The sequence below is a fragment of the Streptomyces uncialis genome, from assembly GCF_036250755.1.
GTDB classification, from domain to species: Bacteria; Actinomycetota; Actinomycetes; order Streptomycetales; family Streptomycetaceae; genus Streptomyces; species Streptomyces uncialis.
On record NZ_CP109583.1, the window covers coordinates 8,391,552 to 8,410,473 of the forward strand.

14 protein-coding genes are annotated in these 18,922 nt (G+C 72.7%); 12 read left to right on the top strand and 2 right to left on the bottom strand.

The window, feature by feature from the left end:
- Positions 1-20 precede the first annotated feature (20 nt).
- Positions 21-1,946: an ABC transporter ATP-binding protein gene (locus tag OG711_RS35240; protein WP_329562722.1), complete on the bottom strand. Its 1,926-nt coding sequence runs from the start codon at positions 1,944-1,946 to the stop codon at positions 21-23.
- Positions 1,943-3,826: an ABC transporter ATP-binding protein gene (locus OG711_RS35245; RefSeq protein WP_329562724.1), complete on the bottom strand. Its 1,884-nt coding sequence runs from the start codon at positions 3,824-3,826 to the stop codon at positions 1,943-1,945. The genes OG711_RS35240 and OG711_RS35245 overlap by 4 nt, the downstream gene beginning before the upstream one ends.
- A gap of 786 nt (positions 3,827-4,612) precedes the next feature.
- Here OG711_RS35245 and OG711_RS35250 point away from each other — a divergent pair.
- The 12 genes from OG711_RS35250 (at position 4,613) to OG711_RS35305 (ending at position 18,916) form a co-directional block, all read left to right on the top strand.
- Positions 4,613-5,287, top strand: coding sequence for a helix-turn-helix transcriptional regulator (locus OG711_RS35250; protein ID WP_073788923.1), 675 nt, complete (start codon positions 4,613-4,615; stop codon positions 5,285-5,287).
- A gap of 1,678 nt (positions 5,288-6,965) precedes the next feature.
- A complete protein-coding gene (locus OG711_RS35255; RefSeq protein ID WP_329562726.1) occupies positions 6,966-8,414 on the top strand; it encodes an aldehyde dehydrogenase family protein in 1,449 nt (482 codons plus the stop codon).
- Entirely contained in the window at positions 8,411-8,956 is a 546-nt protein-coding gene (locus OG711_RS35260) for a nucleoside 2-deoxyribosyltransferase (protein WP_073788921.1), read from the top strand. The genes OG711_RS35255 and OG711_RS35260 overlap by 4 nt, the downstream gene beginning before the upstream one ends.
- Positions 8,953-9,912 (top strand): tRNA-dihydrouridine synthase, encoded by a 960-nt coding sequence (locus OG711_RS35265; RefSeq protein WP_073788919.1) that lies wholly within the window; start codon positions 8,953-8,955, stop codon positions 9,910-9,912. The genes OG711_RS35260 and OG711_RS35265 overlap by 4 nt, the downstream gene beginning before the upstream one ends.
- Positions 9,875-10,657 (top strand): creatininase family protein, encoded by a 783-nt coding sequence (locus OG711_RS35270; RefSeq protein ID WP_073788917.1) that lies wholly within the window; start codon positions 9,875-9,877, stop codon positions 10,655-10,657. The genes OG711_RS35265 and OG711_RS35270 overlap by 38 nt, the downstream gene beginning before the upstream one ends.
- 55 nt (positions 10,658-10,712) lie before the next feature.
- Positions 10,713-12,017: a nucleotide sugar dehydrogenase gene (locus OG711_RS35275; protein WP_073788915.1), complete on the top strand. Its 1,305-nt coding sequence runs from the start codon at positions 10,713-10,715 to the stop codon at positions 12,015-12,017.
- Positions 12,010-12,993, top strand: a complete 984-nt coding sequence (locus OG711_RS35280; protein ID WP_073788913.1) for an NAD-dependent epimerase/dehydratase family protein — start codon at positions 12,010-12,012, stop codon at positions 12,991-12,993. Before OG711_RS35275 ends, OG711_RS35280 begins: the two co-directional genes overlap by 8 nt.
- A complete protein-coding gene (locus OG711_RS35285; RefSeq protein ID WP_329562732.1) occupies positions 12,990-14,072 on the top strand; it encodes a glycosyltransferase family 4 protein in 1,083 nt (360 codons plus the stop codon). The genes OG711_RS35280 and OG711_RS35285 overlap by 4 nt, the downstream gene beginning before the upstream one ends.
- On the top strand, positions 14,069-14,839 hold the full coding sequence (locus tag OG711_RS35290; protein ID WP_329562734.1) for a nucleotidyltransferase family protein: 771 nt from the start codon (positions 14,069-14,071) through the stop codon (positions 14,837-14,839). Before OG711_RS35285 ends, OG711_RS35290 begins: the two co-directional genes overlap by 4 nt.
- Positions 14,836-15,987: a DegT/DnrJ/EryC1/StrS family aminotransferase gene (locus tag OG711_RS35295; RefSeq protein ID WP_329562736.1), complete on the top strand. Its 1,152-nt coding sequence runs from the start codon at positions 14,836-14,838 to the stop codon at positions 15,985-15,987. The genes OG711_RS35290 and OG711_RS35295 overlap by 4 nt, the downstream gene beginning before the upstream one ends.
- Complete coding sequence (locus OG711_RS35300; RefSeq protein ID WP_266511984.1) at positions 15,969-17,873, top strand: beta-galactosidase trimerization domain-containing protein; 1,905 nt, start codon at positions 15,969-15,971, stop codon at positions 17,871-17,873. Before OG711_RS35295 ends, OG711_RS35300 begins: the two co-directional genes overlap by 19 nt.
- Entirely contained in the window at positions 17,870-18,916 is a 1,047-nt protein-coding gene (locus OG711_RS35305) for an alcohol dehydrogenase family protein (RefSeq protein WP_329562738.1), read from the top strand. The genes OG711_RS35300 and OG711_RS35305 overlap by 4 nt, the downstream gene beginning before the upstream one ends.
- The last annotated feature ends 6 nt before the right edge of the window (positions 18,917-18,922 follow it).

Genomic DNA, 18,922 nt, shown 5'->3' on the forward strand with positions numbered 1-18,922 from the left:
GGACGGACCCGGCCGGGGGCTCAGCCCTGGCGGGCGTCCACGGCCCCCTCCTCCCCGCGCGCCGCGTCCGTCGGCCCCGTGCCGTCGGCCGCCGTCGCCCGCCGTCCCCGTGGCGGAGGTCCCACCGGCACCGGCCGCAAGGGAGCCGGGAGGTCGGCGGGGTCGGTGTCGGGCCGCTGATGACGGAAGTACCGGTCGTACAGCAGGCTGTACGAGCCGTTCCGGGCGAGCAGCTCCGTATGGGTGCCCCGCTCGGTGATCCGGCCCCCGTCGACGACGGCGATCAGATCGGCCTTGCGGACCGTCGGCAGCCGGTGGGCGACGACGAGGGCGGTGCGGTCCGCCGTGAGGACGTCGAGTCCCTCCTGGATCTGTGCCTCGGTCAGCGGGTCGAGACTGGCCGTCGCCTCGTCCAGGACGAGGACGGGGGCGTCCTGGAGGAAGACCCGGGCCAGTGCGACGAGCTGCCGCTGTCCCGTCGAGAGGTTGCCCCCGCCCTCGTCGGTACGGGTGTCCAGCCCCTGGGGCAACCGGTCGACCCAGTCGCCGCCCGCCACCGCGCGGGCGGCGGCCTCGATCTCGCGCGGCCCGGCGCCGGGCCGGCCCCGCCCGATGTTCTCCGCCACGGTGCCGGAGAACAGGAACGGTGTCTGGGTGACCACCCCCAGATTGCGCCGGTATCCCGCCAGGTCGAGGGTCCGTACGTCCCGCCCGTCGACGAGGAGTTCACCGCCCTGGAACTCATAGGCGCGGGTGATCAGCCGCACCAGACTGGACTTCCCGGCGCCGGTGTGGCCGACCAGCGCGACCGTCCGGCCCGCCGGGATCGTGAGATCGACACCCTTGAGCACCGGGTGCCCGTCGGCGTAGGCGAAACGCACATCGCGCAGTTCGAACGCGCCCCGCAGCCGGGTCACCGGGACCCGGCCGTGCCGGCGGACCGCCGGTTCCCGGTCGATCAGCGAGAACACCCGCTCGCCCGCCGCGAGGCCCTGCTGGAGCTGGTTCCAGAAGGCCGCGATGCTGGTGAGCGGCGACCAGAACAGCGCCAGGGCCTCCAGGAACAGCACCCACTCACCGGCCGACATCCCACCCGCCGCGACGGCCCGGCCGCCCACCAGGACCACGGCGACGGTACCGAGCCCGGTCAGCGAGAGGAGCAGCGGGAAGATCCCGCTGAACAACCGGTTCAACCGGACGCTCGCCAGGTACCAGCGCCGGTCGACCTCCCGCAGCCCCGCCTCGGCCGATCCCTGCCCCTGGTGGTTGCGCGTCACGGCGATGCCCCGCAAGGTCTCCTGCACAAAGCCGTTCACCTCGGCCAGGGTCCGCTGCTGCCGCCGCGACGCCTCCCGAGCCGCCCGCCGGAAGCCGAGGCTCACCAGCACGATCATCCCGGCCACCAGCGCGGTCAGCAGCGCCAGCGGAACGTTGATGACGAAGAGGACCGCCATCACCAGCACGATCATCAGGACCTGGCCCAGCAGGGCCAGCACCAGGGCGGTGAGTGTCGCGAACGCCTGGGTGTCATGGGTGACCCGGCTGACCACCACCCCGGTGGGATGCGCGTCGTGGAACGCCATGTCCTGCCGCATCACCGTCCCGAACACCCGCTCCCGCAGGGCCAGCACCACATCCCCGACCAGCGTCGCGGTCCGGCGCTCCTGGAGATACGCGCACAGCCACGCCACGCTCCCCGCCGCGAGGATCGCCGCCACCAGCGCGGTCACCGGCCGCTCGCCGCCGTCGAGGGCGGAGTCCACGGTACGGGCCAGCAGCACCGGTACGGCACTGCCCGCGACCGCGGCGACGACCACGGCGCACGTCACGAACGCCACCGCCGCGCCCCGGCCGTGGAAGTAGGGGGTGATCCGCCGGACCAGCTCCCGGTCGCTGTACCGGCGTTCGCGCTCCTCCGGCTGTGTGCCGTCCAGCGGATGCGTCATAGGTGGGTCCCCTTCCGCACGGACGGGTGGCGCGGGACGGCCGCCCGCCCCGGTTCGCCCGGATAGGGCGCGAAGATCCGGCGGTACAACGGGCAGCCGTCCAGCAGCTGTTCATGGCCGCCCTGGCCGACGATCCGCCCCCGGTCCAGGACGAGGATGTGGTCGGCCGCCCGGACACGGGACAGCCGCGGCGTGATCAGGAACGTGGTGCGTCCCACCGCCGCCTGCCGCATCGCGAGCTGGAGTTCGTGCTCGGTGACGCTGTCGACGGCGCTGGTCGCGTCGTCCACGGCGAGCACCCGGGGGTCGGCGACCAGCGCACGGGCGATGGCGAGCCGCTGGCGCTGCCCGCCGGACAGGGTGGCGCCGCGTTCACCGACCACCGTGTCGTAGCCGTGCTCGCTCGCCATGATGAAGTCGTGCGCCTGCGCGGTACGGGCCGCCGACTCCAGCCGGGAGCGGTCCGCGCCGGTGTCCGCCCCGGCGCTCAGGTTCTCGGCGATGGTCCGGGAGAAGAGGACCACGTCCTGCTCGACCACCGCGATCTGGGACCTGAGCGATCCGGTGTCCCACTCGGTGGTGGCGACCCCGTCCACCAGGACCCGTCCCCGGTCGGGGACGTAGGTGCGGTTCAGCAGACGCAGCACGGTGGACTTGCCGCTGCCGGTGGGCCCGACGACCGCCACGGTGGACCCGGGGGCCACCCGGAAGGAGACGTCCCGCAGTACGGGGACGCCGGGGTCGTACCCGAAGCTGACGTTCTCCATCACGATCTCACCGGCGACGGCCGCGCGGTGCGTGCCGTCGCGCTCGTCCTCGTCGTCCGGGTCGGCCACGACCTCCATGATGCGCCGGGCGCCCGCCGCGCCCAGGTGGATGAGCCCCATGCTGAACGACGCGAGCTGGGTGGGCGCGCGCAGCGTGCCCATCAGGCCGAGTACGGCGACGAGTTCACCGATGGTGAGAGCACCCGCCCGCAGCAGCGCCACCGAGTGCACCAGGGCACCCGCCGTGGCGAGGGTGAGCAACAGCGGTGGCAGGGAGAGCGCCTGGGCGCGCGCCTGGCGCACGGCGGCGTCCCGGTACTCCCGGGCGCGGGCGGCGAACCGGGCCCGCTCCTGCTCCACGCCCCCGGCCGACTCGACCACCTCGATCCCGGCGACGCTCTCGGTGGCCTGGGCCGTCATCGAGCCGAAGCGCTCCCGGGTGAGATCGGAGACGGGTTCCAGCCGTCGCCCGTGCTCGAACAGGGCCACCGCGAACAGCACCACGAAGAGCACGGGGGAGAGCAGCAGCCGGGGATCGATCAGCGCGATGAAGGCGACCGGCATCAGGATGTTGAGGGTGAGGTCGACGGCCATGTCGAAGCCGGGGGAGACCATCAGGTTCAGCGACTCGGCGTCCCCCGTGGCGCGCGCGGACAGATCACCGACGCGCCGCCGGTCGAACCAGCCCTGGCTCTTGCGCAGCAGACCGGCGAACACCTGCCGACGGGCCTCGCGTTCCAGGCCGCTCGCGAACGACTCCAGGGAGTACGTGGCGACGACGCCGCTCACCCCCCGGACCACGACGAGCGCCAGCAGGACGGCGACCACGAGGTGGAAGGTGCCGAGGTCGGGGCGCTCGCCGCCGAGGACCGCGTCGAAGCCGAGACCGACGGTGAGCGGGATCGCGGCGGACAGCACCTGCCACATCAGGCTGCCCGCGAGATGGACGGCGATGACGAGCCGGAAGGGCCGCGTCTGTCCCAGCAGCCACCGGCCGACACCTTCCCGGCCGACACCCTCCAGGTCGCCGCGGCCGGGGGCCGGGCCCGCGGGCCCGGCCGGGTCCTCGCCGTCCGCGGATGTACCGGCGCTCATGGCTGTCCCGGTGCTCATCGGCACTCCTTCGCTGCCGCCGCGGCGGACGGGGGCCGCTCCTCGGCCGGATTCGTGTCCACAATATTGATGCCGTACGGAACATGTTTTTTGGTCATGGTCCATCGATTTCTGGTTCCGGTGTCCGCACGAATTTCCGGTGGCCCGAAAAGGCCCCGCCCGCCGCGTGCCGGGGTGCGGTGAGGCGGCTGCGGGGGCCGCCGCGGAGACATGGGTAAACCGCTCGCCGACCGGTCGCACAGGCGCGTCGGTCCGCGGATTCGGCGGGAATTCACACGCGGCGACGCGTGGCGAAACGATGTGTCCGGCCCTCGGCCGTCGAGGGTCGCCAAGGGTGACGGACCCGGTCAGGGGTGTGCGGATCACCTCGTGGGTAGGTACTCGGGTGCGTGTGGTCGGGGGATCGGGCGGCGACGAAATACATCGCCGGGGTGCCGCGGCAAGGAAAGTACTTGTTTTTCAAGGGAAACGAAAGCCTGTCCGGACGGGGCCGGAGTGTGGCGCTGGGTGAATATTCAACCAATATCGCGGAGGTGTTCGAAGTGCCCCATTGTTGCGGGCGTCATACGTAAGTCGTCGTGCCACCTTTGTGTGGTTGAGCGAAACGATCTGCCTGGGTACGGTGAGAGCTTGCCGTTGAACAGGTGTGGCCAATGCGCATGTTCGGCAACAAGGTGAACGGGGACGGCGGACACGCCTGAAACGCCACCCGGTCCGGCGGCAGTGCGGCCCCGCGAGAACGGCATATGTCTTTGACATATGTAGTACCAGTGAGGAGGAGTACGGGTGAGTCAGGTGCTGTGCGACACCCCCGCCCCGGGAGGGCAGCTCGTCGTGACCACCTTCGTCCGTGATGGTGTGCTGCGACTCGGCCTGCGGGCCGTGTTGTCGACGACCCCCATCGTCAGAGAGGTCAGGAACTGCGGTGACTGGAGCGAGGTGGAGAGCACGTTAGACACGACCCCTGTCGACATCCTCTTCCTGCACGAGGCCGACTACGGCCCCGGCAGGGGGGTGCCCGTCGACTGCCGGCGCCGGCGCCCGAAAGTACTGCTGCTGCTGAGCGACGCCCAGGTGCGCGAGGACCTGCTGTCCGGTCCGTCCGTCCCGGACGGCTTCCTGGTCGAGGGCGAACTGACCGCCTCCGCCGTCGAGGACGCCCTCCAGCGCACGATGGCCGGCGAGGTGCCCATGCCCACCTCCTTCACCAGGGCGCTCCTCCAGCGCGTCGCTGAGCCCGGACCGTCGCGCTGGCGGCGTGAGGTGAGCCTCACCGGCCGCGAGGACGAAGTGGTGCGCTTGCTCGCCCAAGGTCTCAGCAACAAGCAGATAGCCCGTCGTCTGGGCATCTCCAGCCACGGCGTCAAGCGGATCGTGGCCAGTCTGCTCCTCAAGCTCGGCGCCCCCAACCGGACGGCCGCCGTGGTCACCGCGCTCCAGACAGGTCTCATCAGCTACTGAGGCCGCCCGGCGCGGGCGTGCCGACACGCCCGCCGCCGCCCGGCCCGCGACACCCGGCCCGGAAGCCCGCCCGCGACGCCCGGTACCCCGAACCTGGGCGGACGTCCCGGGTGGCAGCGGAACTCCTCCCGCACCGCCCGCATGATGTACCCGCCGCGCGGTCAACTCCCGTGCCGCGGAAGGCTCCCGTGCCGCACGGCTCCCGCCGCGGGAACACCCGGCCCGGAGCCCGTCGCCACAGCACATCGAAGCGGTCGGTCCGTCGAAGCGGTCTGCCGCCGCGGCGCGTCGAAGCGGTTCGGGAAGCCCGGGAAGTCCTCGCACGTCCATGCTCGTCCCCGCCGGGCCGGCGGGCAAGCGCCTGCCGGGCGCACGGTCGGTGTAGCCGGAGGGGCAGGCCCGTACGAGCCGGTGACGGCCGGGCGCCCGATCGCTACGTTGGAAGCGGTGCCCGCACGGAGCACCCGGGCCCGCACACCGTCACCATCTCCAGCAGCCTCCGAGCGCCGAATTCCCCTGAGGCGCGTGGCGTTTCGCAGCGGCTGGCCGGAACTACCGCTCACCACGACGAAGATGGCCCGTCGGGCCGTGCGAAAGCGTGTGCGGGTGTCCCCGTGAGCGGAGGCCGACGGGTGGTGTCCGGGTGGCATGGCCGGCGGGGGAGCCGCCAAGCGGCTCGGGCGGCACGCGTGACGCCGTACGCGAGGCCGTCCCGTGCGGCGGGCCGCGAGCGCGGCGAGCCCCGGCCGGCGCGGCCGGTCCGGGTGCCTGAGCCTCTCCTGAGATCCCTCACGGGCTGATCGCGCCGCCGCAACCGCCTTGCGGCACACCGGTGTTCCAGGAGCGGACGTCATCCAAGGGGACACGCCTACGTGCCGCGCCTACGTGCCGCGCCTACGGTGACGCCGGGCGCGGGCGGGTCCCGTGACGAGAGGGCCGTACGGCGGACGGTGCGGCACGGCTACGACCGGGCGCGTACCGGTTCCGGCCCGACGGCCCGACGGCATACCGGCTCACCGAACCAGGATCCGCTGTCCAGCGCTCCGTCCACCGCACCCGTCAACCCGCCCGCGTCACGGCATGGGTGGGGCGCGCCCACGGCCCGTGTCTCCGTGGACGCGCCCTCGTGAGTGAGGATGCCCGGCCGTGGCCGCGAGCAGCAGACACGCTTGGTCGCGCTGTCGGTGTAGCCGGATGGCCATGGTCGGAAGTGGGGGTGCCCGTCGTCCCGCCCAGCGGTCAGACTGTTCGACGGGCCGCCGGACCGGGCGGGCGCAACGGCACAGGGGCGACGGTCCCGGGAGGGTGATCCGGCAGCGCGACGCCGGACGGTACCCACCGGAATCGTTCCACTCCTGTTCCCGCTGCGAAGTCCGGCCGCACGCCCGAAGTCGTTCCACCGGTCGAGGTGTTCCCCGGGTCGGCCCCGTGCCGCGTTCCCGGCGCACCGCCCCGGATCCCGTCCTCGACGGGTCGGCGTGGCCGGTGTGCCGGCGGCCCGTACCCCCGCAGTGCCCGCTTCGCCGCACCACGCCGTTTCACGCTGCCCATGTCGTCCTACGTCGCTCTATGTCACCCCGATCAGGCGGGAGCAGATGTCCCCCTCGACCCCACCAGACAACCCCCCGTATCCCGGGCCCGGTACCGCCGGCCCGCTCGCACGGACGGAGAACGGCTGATGTGCGCCCACGCGGCCGGACCGTCCGCGACCACCGTGGCCCCGGCGCCGGGCGGTCCCCCGCCCCCGGGTACGGCGCCCGTGGAGAACCCCGCGCTCGGCGAGGTCTTCGCGCATGCCCCGGTCTGCACGGCCGGGGAACTCGACATCGTCCTGGCCGACGCGGACCGCGCCTTTCCCGGCTGGGCGGCGGCGCCCGCGGAACTGCGCAAGGAACGGCTGCTCGCCTGTCATCGCGCGTTGCGGGCCGCCGTGGAACCCGTCGCCGATCTCCTCACCAGGGAGCAGGGCAAACCCCTGCGGCACGCCCGTGCCGAGGTCGAGCTCGCCGCCGACTGGTTCGCGCAGACCGCGCGACTGGAACTGACCCCCAGGAACCTGGTCGACGACCGGGCCGCCCGCGTCACCCTGGAACGGGTGCCGCACGGTGTCGTCGCCGCGATCGCGCCCTCCAACTTCCCGATCCTGCTGGCCGTGTGCAAGATCGCGCCCGCCCTGCTGGCCGGGAACACCGTGGTCCTCAAACCGTCGCCCGTCACCCCGCTGTCCAGTCTGCGGATGGGGGAGGTGCTGGCCGGGGTGCTGCCGCCCGGTGTCCTCCAGGTCGTCAACGGCGCGGCGGAACTCGGGGCCCGGCTCACCGTCCACGACACCGTGCGGCTGGTGTCCTTCACCGGTTCGGTCGGCACCGGCCGCGCCATCGCCCGGCAGGCGGCGACCGACCTCAAACGGATCGTGCTCGAACTCGGCGGCAACGACCCGGCCGTGGTGCTGCCGGGGGCCGACCCCGTCGCCACCGCCCGGGAGCTGTTCCAGCGGTCCATGGCGAACACCGGCCAGTACTGCGCCGCCGTCAAACGCGTCTACGCCCCCCGGGACACGCATCTCGCGCTCGCCGAGGCCATGGCCGGACTCGCCCGCTCCGCGGTGCTCGGCGACGGACTCGACCCGGCCACCGAGTACGGTCCGCTCGTCAGCCGTGACGAGCGCGACCGGGTGGCCGCGCTCGTCGACGACGCGGTGCGCTCCGGCGGCCGGGTCCTCGCCGGCGGCCGGGTCCCCGACCGGCCGGGATGGTTCTACCCGCCCACCGTCGTCACCGGCCTCCCGCCCGGCACCCGCCTGGAGGAGGAGGAGCAGTTCGGCCCGGTCGTCCCGGTCCTCCCCTACGACGACCTGGACGAGGCACTCCACCGCGCCAACGCCTCCCCCTACGGACTGGGGTTCTCCCTGTGGGGCGACGAGACCGAGGCGAAGGCCCTGGCCTCCCGGGCCCACAGCGGAACCGTGTGGGTCAACACCCACGGCGCGCTGCGCCACGACGTGCCCTTCGGCGGTCACCGGCACTCGGGGATCGGCGTCGAGTACGGCCGCTGGGGCCTCAACGAGTACACCCAGCTCAAGGTCCACCACTTCGCGCTTAGCCAATCAGAGCAGGAGACGTCATGAGTGACACCACACGGGTCGGCGTCGACGAGACGGACGGCATCGACCTGACCGGGGTCAAGGTCTTCGTCGGCGGCCCCATCCAGCACGCCATCCGCGACGACGGGTTCCACACCCCGTTGCAGGACGCCATCAGCGGCATCATCGGCAGGGTCACCGCGGTGGGCGCCACCGTGTTCTCCGCCCATGTCGCGGAGAAGTTCGGCGAGGACACCCCCCTGTTCACCCCGGACCAGGTCAGTGTGCGCGACCTCGGCTGGATGCGCCGCTGCGATGTGTTCGTGCCCGTGCTGCCGGTCGACGGCGACGGGGACCTCATGCGCACCGACGGCACCCATGTCGAACTCGGCTGGGCCTCCGCGCTGGGCAAGCCCATCGTCGTGGTGACCCCCGCGCCGCTCGCCGCGAACGCCAGCCATCTGCTGCGCGGGCTGCCGTCGGTCGCCGACGTCACCGTCCTCGACCTGGCCGTCGCCCACCGCGACCCGGTGGAGCTGCTCCGGCTGATCGACAAACTGGGACGTGAGGTCGTGATGACCAAGTGAGTGCCGCCCCGGACGGACCGGCCGCGGTGCGTGTCCTCGGGCTGCGGCTCTCCTCGCCCGTCGTCGTCGGCTCGGGTCTGCTCACCGACCAGGAGCGCAACATCCGCAGGCTGCTCGACGCCGGCGCGGGCGCCGTCGTCACCAAGACCATCCACCCGAGCCCCGGACCGTCCGGGCAGGAACGACTGCTGCGGCTGCCCACCGGGATGCTCAACAGCACCACCTACTCCCGGCGCGGGATCGACGAATGGTGCGCGATGCTCCGCAGATTCGCGGACGACGCGCTCCCCGTCATCGCCTCCGTGCACGCCGACTCACCCGAAGAACTCGCGGCCCTCGCCGCACGGGTGACCGACGCGGGCAGCCCCGCCCTGGAACTCGGCATCTCCTGCCTCAACGAAGCCGACGGACTGCACGACACCCCCGAGCGCGTCGCCGCGTACACCCGTGCGGTGCGCCGGGTCACCCCCGTACCCATCAGCGTCAAGCTGGCCATCGGGGAACACTCCCGGGAACGCATCGACGCCGCCCTGGCCGCCGGCGCGGACGCCATCACCCTCAGCGACACCATCGCCGGGCTCGCCGTCGACGCGGACACCGGGGAAGTGACCCTCGGCGGGGCGTTCGGCTACTCGGGGCCGGGGATCAAACCGCTGGTCCTCGCCGAGATCTACGCACTGCGCCGCGCCGGACTCCGTGTCCCGGTGCTCGGCAGCGGCGGGGTACGGGACGCCGCCGATGTGGCGGAGTACCTCAGCGTGGGCGCCGACGCCGTCCAGGTGTACACGGCGCTGCATACCCGGATGCACACCACGTTCCTTGAGATCCGCGAGGGCTTCGACCGCTGGCTGGCCGCCCGCGGCGGCACGGTCGCGGACGTGGTGGGGCGCAGCGTCACCAGGACAGGAGAGGAGAGCGATGCGGCAACGCGCGACGAACGTACCCCGGTACGGTGATCTGACCAGCCCCGAGGTGCCCGACCGGGTCCGCGGCGCCACCCTCGTCTGGCCGGTGGGCGGTCTGGAGCAGCACGGACCGCACCTTCCGCTGTCGGTCGACATGGACATCCCCGACGCGCTGGCACGGCAGCTGGCGGCGGAGACCGGCGGACTCGCGCTGCCCGGTCAGCCGCTGTCCGCCCGGTCGCTGCCGCACAGCGGCGGCGGACTGCACTTCCCGGGCACCGTCCATATCGGCGGCGCCGCGTTCATCGACTACCTGACCGACGCGCTGCGTTCCCTCGCCCGGCTGCGGCCCGCGCGGCTCGTCGTCGTCAACGGGCACTACGAGAACGAGGGCCTGCTGTTCGAGGCGCTCGACGGCTGTGCGCCGGGCACCCTGTTCCCCGCGACCGAGGTGGTCGCGTTCAGCTGGTGGAGCCTGGTGACCGACGGCTGGCTCGGTGAGCACCTCCCCGCGTTCCCGGGGTGGCACGCGGAACACGCCGGGGTCACCGAGACCAGTCTGATGATGTACCTGCGGCCGGACGTGGTCCGCCCGGAACGTCCCGTCAACCCCAGTCCGCCCGCGGCGGGGGTGTACCGGCACCCCGTGGACGAGGCGGCGATCTCGCACCAGGGGGTCCTGTCCTCCACCACCGGCGCCTCGGCCGAACTGGGGGAGAGCCTCTTCTGGCATCTGGTGGACGGCGGCCTCCAGACCCTGGAGAAGCCGTCGGTGCCCGCGCCGGGCGGACCGTGAACGCACGGCGTCGCCGCACCCGACCATGACCGAGCCGTACCCAGGGAGATGATCCATGCAATCGCGCAGGTCGTACGAGGACTTCGACATCTGCGTCGTCGGGCTGGGCTACGTCGGCGTCACACTCGCCGCCGCCCTGCTGACCACCGGCAGGCGTGTACTCGGCTACGAGCGGAATCCGGCCGTGGCGGGCGAACTCGCCCGGGGCGAACTCCGGCTCGCGGAGCCCGGGGTCGCCGAGGCCGTCGCGGAAGGGGTCGGCGCGGGGACCTTCGCCGTCACCTCCGACATCGACGGGGCGGCCCTGCCGCCCGTCGTCATCATCTGTGTCGGCACCCCCATCGAGACGGGCGGCACCACACCCGATCTCAGCCATCTGCGGTCGGCCACCGAGTCGATCGCGGACGGCATCGACGACACCACCGTGGTCATCGTGCGCAGCACCGTACCGGTCGGCACCTCACGCGGTCTGGTGCTGCCCATCCTCGGCCGCCGCACCCCCGAACCGCTGCTCGCCTTCTGCCCGGAACGCACCATCCAGGGCCAGGCACTCGCGGAGATCCTGTCGCTGCCGCAGATCGTCGGCGGACTGACCGACGAGGCCACCAAGCGCGCGGCGGACCTCTTCGGCACCCTCACCGACGAGGTCGTGCAGGTCTCGTCGCTGGAGACCGCCGAACTGATCAAGCTGGTCTGCAACTGCCACACCGACCTCATCTACGGCTTCGGCAACGAGGTCGCCCTGATCGCCGAGAAGCTGGGCCTCGACGCGATGGAGGTCATCGGCTCCGCCAACCAGGACTATCCGAGGCCCACCATCCACAAGCCCGGCTTCGTCGGCGGCAGCTGCCTCACCAAGGACCCCTATCTGCTGCGCTACTCGGTCGCCGGGCACGATCACACCCCCGACCTGGTGACCGCGGCCCGCACCCTCAACGAGTCCATGCCGCGTCTCGTCGGGGAACGTGTCCTCGCCGCACTGCGCGACCAGGGCCAGGACCCGGCCACCGCCAGGGTGCTGCTCTCCGGGTTCGCCTACAAGGGCCGCCCCGAGACCGACGACCTGCGGGGCGCCCCGTACGAGCCGCTGCTGGAGTATCTGAGGGGCCGGGTCGGGGAGATCGTCGGCCATGACTTCGTGGTGCCCCCCGAGCGCATCGAAGCCCTCGGTGTGAAGGTCACCGGCATCACGGAGGGGTTCACCGGCTCCCACGCGGTGATCCTCCTCAACGACCACGTCCGGTACGGCGACCTCGACGCCGACGGCCTCGTCGCCCGGATGGCGGCGCCCGCGGTGGTCTACGACACCTGGCGGGTCCTCCCGTCCTCGACGAAGGCGATGAGGCTCGGTCGTGCGTAAGAAGATCCTGATCACCGGCGGCGCGGGCTTCATCGGACTGCATCTGGCCCGCAGGCTCGCCGACAGCTGCGACGTCACCCTCCTCGACGACTTCAGCCGGGGCCGCTCCGACGCCCAGCTGTCCGAACTGCTCGGCCGGGTCACCCTCGTCGAGCACGACCTGACGACACCCGTACCGCCCGGACTCCTCGCCGACGACTACTCCGAGGTCTACCACCTGGCCGCGGTCGTGGGCGTCGTCCACTCCAACGACGACCCCCGCCGGGTGCTGCGCACCAATCTGCTCACCACCATCCACCTCCTCGACTGGTTCGCCGGACTGAGCGGGGCCACCCTCTGCTTCGCCTCCTCCAGCGAGGCGTACGCCGGGAGCGTGGAGGCCGGGGCCGCGCCCGTGCCCACCACCGAGGACGTACCGCTGCTGATGCCGGACCCCACGGTGTCCCGCTCCTCGTACGGCTTCAGCAAGATCACCGGCGAAGTGCTCTGCCGGACGTACGCCCGCACCCACGGCTTCGCCCTGCGGATGGTCCGCTTCCACAATGTGTACGGGCCCCGGATGGGCTACGACCATGTGATCCCGCAGTTCATCGAACGGCTCCTCAGCGGCGCCGACCCGTTCGAGATCCACGGCGCCGACCAGACCCGGGCGTTCTGCTACGTGACCGACGCGGTCGAGGCGATCGTCGCGCTGACCGCGCTGCCCACCAAGGAGACCCTGCTCGTCAACGTCGGCAACGACGAGGAGGAGGTCGTCATCGAGGACCTCGCCCGCCACACCTTCGACACCGTCGGACGCCATCCGGAACTCGACATCCGGTCCGCGCCCCCGCTGTCCCCCCAGCGGCGGCTGCCCGATCTGACCCGGCTGCGGGAACTCACCGGGCACCGGCCGGCCGTGGACCTGCGCGAAGGGCTGCGCCGCACCCACGCCTGGTACGCGGAGGACCTCGCCGCGCGCGGAACGGGAGCGTGAGCCGGGTGCGCGTACGGTACGTCCACCGCGGCTACTTCCCCGGACGCGCGGGCGCCGAACTGATGACCCAGCACCTCGCCGCGTCCATGGGCGGGCGCGGCTGGGACACCGGGATCTGGACCGGCGCCGTCGGCGAGGACACCGCCCGCTTCATGAAGGAGACGGGCGTACGGGTGGAACCCCTGCCCGCCACCCCCGACGCGGCCGTGCCCCCGGACGTCGTCCACGCCGTGGACGCCTTCCACCCGAGGGACATCGCCGCCGGACTGGACCTCGCCCGCGCCTGGGGAGTGCCGTTCGCCGTCACCCCCGCGTCCGCCCCCGAGGTATGGCCCGACCGGGAGACCGTCCTGGACGGCTGCCGCGCCGCCGACGCCGTGTTCGCCCTGTCCACCGCCGAACGCGACATGCTGCACGGCGCCGGGGTCGCCGCGTCCGCCCTGCACATCGTCGGCCAGGGACCCCATCTCCCGGGCACCGCCGACCCGGACGGATTCCGCGCCGCACACGGTATCGACGGACCGATGGTGCTGTTCCTCGGCCGGAAGATGCGCTCCAAGGGCTACGTCACCCTGCTGGAGGCGACCCGCCGCATCTGGGCGCAGCACCCGGACACCCGCTTCGTGTTCCTCGGCCCCCGCTGGGACAACGACTGCGCCGCCCTCTTCGCCCGCCACGCCGACCCGCGGATCGTGGAACTCGGGATGGTCGACGAGGACACCAAGCACAGCGCGCTCGCCGCCTGCGACCTGGTATGCGTCCCGTCGACCGTCGACATCTTCCCGCTCGTCTACGTGGAGGCGTGGGCCTGCGGCAAACCCGTCGTCGCCTCCCGCTTCCTCGGCAGCGGCGAGGTCGTCCACCACGGCCGCGACGGACTGCTCGTCGACCCCGCCCCCCGGCCCGTCGCCGAAGCCGTGGGACGGCTCCTCGCCCACCCCGCCGAACGGCACGCCATGGGACGCCACGCCCAGGACCGGGTGCGCCGCGAACTCGGATGGGACGCGATCGCCGACCGCGTCGACACCGTCTACCGCACCCTGATCGCCACCCGCCGCAAGACGGAGAGGCTCCGATGAGAGCAGTGGTACTGGCCGGCGGCGAGGGCCGCCGGCTACGGCCCGCCACCCTCACCGTCCCCAAACCCCTTATGCCGGTGGACGGCACACCCATCCTCCACATCATCCTGGCGCAGCTGAGGAGCGCCGGCTTCACCCATGTGACCCTGTCGCTCCGCTACCGCGCCGACACCATCAGGGCCGCCTTCGGCGGCAACCACTGGTCCGGCCTGGAACTCGACTTCCGGCACGAGGACGAACCCCTCGGCACGGCGGGCCCCCTCGCCCTGCTGCCGCCGTTCGAGGACTCCACCCTGGTGATGAACGCCGACCTGCTCACCGACATCGACTTCGCCGACCTGTGGACCCGGCACAAGAAGTCGCAGGCCATCGCGACCATCGCACTCAGCCGCCAGGCCACCGACATCGCCCACGGCGTCGTCGAGATCGATGACGAGCAACGCGTCACCGACTTCCAGGAGAAGCCCCGGCTGAGCTATCTCGTCAGCGGCGGCGTCTACGTCCTGGAACCCGCCCTCCTCGACTACCTCCCGCACGGCCCGTACGACATGCCCGCCCTCCTCGAACACGCCCGCGGCAAGGGCGAACGCGTCGAGGGCTATGTCCACGACGGCGAATGGCGCGACATCGGCACCCCCGAACAGCTCGCCCTCGCCTCCGAGGCGCTGCGCGGCGACCGCACCCGCTACCTGGGCGGCGCCCCGGCCGCCGAACGCCACACCGCGGCCCGCCCGGCCGCGTCCCGACCGGAGGTGCACGGCGTATGACCGGCTTCGACATCCCGCTGTACCAGCCCGTGTTCGGGGACGCCGAGATCGAGGCGGCCACCGAGGTCCTGCGCTCCGGCTGGCTCTCCTCAGGTCCCGTCACCGAGGACTTCGAGGGGAAGTACGCCGCCGCCCTCGGCGTCGAGGACGCCGTCGCGGTCAGCAGCGGCACCGCCGCCCTGCACCTCGCGGTCCTCGCCCTCGGACTCGGCCCCGGCGACGAGGTGGTGATGCCCTCGCTCACCTTCGTCTCCACGGCCGCCGTCGTCGCGCTGACCGGCGCCACCCCCGTCTTCGCCGAGGTCCACGGCCCGCACGACCTCGGCATCGACCCCGCCGACGTGGCCCGCAGGATCACCCCCCGCACCCGGGCCGTCGTCGCGGTCCACTACGCGGGACACGCCGCCGACCTCACCGCCCTCGGCGCCCTGTGCCGCGCCCACGGCCTCGCCCTGATCGAGGACGCCGCCCACGCCCCCGCCACCGCCACCGCCCAGGGCATGCTCGGGACCGTCGGCGACATCGGCTGCTACAGCTTCTTCGCCACCAAGAACCTCGCCATGGGCGAAGGCGGCATGGTCGTCGCCCGGGACCCCGCCCTGCGCGCGACCGTCCGGCGGCTGCGCTCCCACGCCCTGACCGTCAGCGCCCACCGCCGCCACCACGGCGGACCCGCCCTGTACGACGTCGACGGCTTCGGACTCAACTACCGCCCGGGCGAAATCGCCTGCGCCATCGGCCGCGTCCAGCTCGACGCGTTCCCCGCCGCCCAGGCCCACCGCCGCGCCGCCGTCCGCGAGTACCGCGAACGGCTCTCCGGGCTCCCCGGCCTCGTCGTGCCGTACGCCGACCGGCCGGTCGAGGACAGCGCCCACCATCTGTTCCCCGTGGTGCTGCCCCCCGGCATCGACCGCGAGGCGCTGCGCGAACAACTCCGCGCCTCGGGCGTGCAGACCGCCGTCCACTACCCCCCGACCCACCTCTTCACCGCCTACCGCGAACGCTACGACGTGGGGCCCGGCAGTCTGCCCGTCACCGAGGACATCATGGAACGGCAACTCTCCCTGCCCATGCACGCCGGGATGGGCAGCCCGCAGGTCAGGCGGGTCGCCGAGGCGGTGAGCGCCGCATGGCGTCCGGCCGAGTGAACACCCAGGTCACCCTCGTCGACGGCGTCCCGCACCGCGACGGCCGCCCCTTCTTCAGCATCGGCGTCAACTACCATCCCTCACCCACCGGTTGCGGCTACTGGCGGGACTGGGACGGCGCCCGCGTCGACGCCGACTTCCGCCGGATGGCCGAACTCGGCATCGACACCGTACGGTTCTTCGTCTTCTGGGCCGACTTCGAACCCAAGGAGGGCGGCCACGACCCGCTGATGACCGACCGGCTGCGGGAACTGGTCCGCACCGCCGACCGGCACGGCCTGCTCTGTCTGCCCTCGCTGCTCACCGTCTGGATGAACGGCCAGCGCTTCGACCCGCCCTGGCTCGACGGCCGCGACCTGTGGCGCGACCCCGAAGTGGCCGAGCGACAGCGCGCGTTCGTCCGGCACGCCGCCACCGCGCTGCGGGACGCGCCGAACATCCTGGCGTACGACCTCGGCGACGAGATCATCCATGTCGACCCGGCCTCCGCCGCCTCCTACGACCCGGGCGAGGCCCGCGCCTGGTGGGCCGGGCTCGCGACGGAGATCCGCGACGCCCACCCCGGCGCACTCGTCCTCCAGGCCAACGAACCCTCCGCGGTGATCGGCGCGCACGCCTTCCGCCCCGAGCACGCGGACCCCCTCGACCTGGTGGGACTGCACGGCTTCCCGCTGTGGACCCCCTTCCACATCGAGTCCAACGACGCCCGCAAGGCCAGCGCGTTCGTTCCCTACCTGGTGCGGCGCGGCACCGCCCACCGGCCCGTCCTCGTGGACGAACTGGGCAGCTACGGCTGCGACGAGGCCACCGGCGCCCGGTATCTGCGGGCCGCCGCGCACAGCGCGTTCGCGGCCGGGGCCGTCGGCACCGCCGTCTGGTGCTGGCAGGACTTCACCACCGAGGCCAAACCGTACGCCCTGCGGCCGGGAGAGCGCCGGGTCGGGCTGCTCACCGCCGACGGCCGGGAGAAACCGGCGCTCACCGAGTACCGGGCCTTCGCCCGCCGGGTCCGCGGCGAACTCGCCGGATTCCGTCCCCTGCCCGCCCCCGTCGGCGTCCTGCTCCCCGAGCACACCCCACGCGGCGACGCGGGCTATCTGACCCCGGCCGGCAGCGACGCGCCCGCCGCGTTCTACGCCCATCTGCTGCTGCAACAGGCCCACCTCCCGCACGAGTTCCTCGGCGCAGGCGGCCCCGAACCCGACGGACACACCCTGCTGATCTGCCCCTCGGTCCGCCGGCTGACGCTCGCCGACCGGCAGCGGCTCGAACGGTACGTCCGCTCCGGCGGAACCCTCCTCTACACCACCGGGAGCGTGCTCGACGCCGCCGGGGACGAGGAACTCTTCGGGGTCCGCGTCCGGGACTTCACCCTGGACACCGCGTCCCACGCCGAACTCACCTGGGCCGGTGTCAGCCTTCCGCTGCACTGGGAACCCGGACCGGTCCCCGTCCTCGACGCGGCGGGCGCCGATGTGCTGGCCACCTTCGCCGACGGCTCACCCGCCCTGACCCGCCACCGCCTCGGCCGGGGCACCGCCTACTACCTCAACGCCCCGCTGGAGGCCCAGCTCAACGCGCCCCACCGGCTCGACACGGCACCGTGGCACCAGCTCTACGCCGAGATCGCGCGCGCCGCCGCGGTGGTGGCACCCCTCACCGCCGACGACCCGTGCGTGGAGACCACCGTCCTCGGACACGGCGACGAACGCTGCGCCGTGGTCGTCAACCACGCGCCCGAACCGGTCCGCACCACCCTGCGCCGCCCCGCACCGCCCACCGGCGGGACCGGTACCACGCAAGAGGTGTCGCTGGAGCCGAAGGACGTCCGGCTGCTGTTCTGGCGGGACACCCCGCCCCTCGGCCCCCGCCAGGAGGACATATGAGAGCGCTGCGCTGGCACGGGGCGTACCGGGTGGCGATCGACGACGATGTCCCCGCACCCCGCGTGGAGCACCCGCGCGACGCGGTGGTCCGGGTCGTCCGCAGCGCGATCTGCGGCACCGATCTGCACCCCTACCGAGGTGAGATGGACACCTTCACCCCGGGCACCGTCACGGGACACGAGTTCACCGGAGTGGTCGAGGCCGTCGGACCCGAGGCCCACGGGCTGCGGCCCGGCGACCGGGTCGTCGCCTCGGACGTCATCGCCTGCGGACGCTGCCGCGCCTGCGGACTCGGCCACCACTACCAGTGCCCCCAGGTCGCGCTGTTCGGCTACGACACCGTCGTCGGCGACCACGCGGTCCCCGGAGGACACGCCGAATACGTGCGGGTCCCCTTCGCCGACACCGTGCTCCACCCCATCCCCGACGACGTGGGGGACGAACGGGCCCTGCTGATCGGGGACGTCCTCGCCACCGGTTACGCCTGTGCCGTAGGGGCCGGGGTGCGCCCCGGGGACACCGTCGCCGTGGTCGGCTGCGGACCGGTGGGCCTGATGGCGCTGGAGGCCGCCTGGATACTCGGCGCGGGCCGGGTCCTCGCCGTCGACCCGCTGGAGCGCCGCCGCAAGATCGCCGCCGGACGCGGCGCGGACACCTTCGCCCCCGGTGACGACCTGCGCGGGCTGATCGCGGACCTCACCGAGGGCCAGGGTCCCGACGCCGTCCTGGAGGCCGTCGGTACGGACACCGCGCTGCTGACCGCGCTCGACCTCGTCCGCCCCCGGGGCACCGTCTGCGCGGTCGGCGCACACGCCTCCGACGCGATGCCCCTGCCGACCAGGACGGCGTTCGCCAAGGAACTCACCCTGCGGTTCGCCGTCGGGGACCCGATCGCCGAACGGGACACCCTGATGCGGCTCATCCGCGGCGGCCGGCTGGACCCGACCTTCGTCATCTCGCACCGGCTGTCGCTCGCCGAGGCGCCCCGGGGTTTCCGTCTCTTCGACTCCGGCGAGGCCGACAAGGTGGTCCTGATCCCCTGACCGCTC

Excerpts from the sequence above, each read along its gene's own strand:
- OG711_RS35295 (WP_329562736.1), top strand. The coding sequence starts at position 14,836 with ATGACCGGCTTCGACATCCCGCTGTACCAGCCCGTGTTCGGGGACGCC.
- OG711_RS35275 (WP_073788915.1), top strand. The coding sequence starts at position 10,713 with ATGCAATCGCGCAGGTCGTACGAGGACTTCGACATCTGCGTCGTCGGG.
- OG711_RS35240 (WP_329562722.1), bottom strand. The coding sequence starts at position 1,946 with ATGACGCATCCGCTGGACGGCACACAGCCGGAGGAGCGCGAACGCCGG.
- OG711_RS35300 (WP_266511984.1), top strand. The coding sequence starts at position 15,969 with ATGGCGTCCGGCCGAGTGAACACCCAGGTCACCCTCGTCGACGGCGTC.
- OG711_RS35270 (WP_073788917.1), top strand. The coding sequence starts at position 9,875 with ATGCGGCAACGCGCGACGAACGTACCCCGGTACGGTGATCTGACCAGC.
- OG711_RS35255 (WP_329562726.1), top strand. The coding sequence starts at position 6,966 with ATGTGCGCCCACGCGGCCGGACCGTCCGCGACCACCGTGGCCCCGGCG.
- OG711_RS35290 (WP_329562734.1), top strand. The coding sequence starts at position 14,069 with ATGAGAGCAGTGGTACTGGCCGGCGGCGAGGGCCGCCGGCTACGGCCC.
- OG711_RS35245 (WP_329562724.1), bottom strand. The coding sequence starts at position 3,826 with ATGAGCACCGGGACAGCCATGAGCGCCGGTACATCCGCGGACGGCGAG.
- OG711_RS35305 (WP_329562738.1), top strand. The coding sequence starts at position 17,870 with ATGAGAGCGCTGCGCTGGCACGGGGCGTACCGGGTGGCGATCGACGAC.
- OG711_RS35260 (WP_073788921.1), top strand. The coding sequence starts at position 8,411 with ATGAGTGACACCACACGGGTCGGCGTCGACGAGACGGACGGCATCGAC.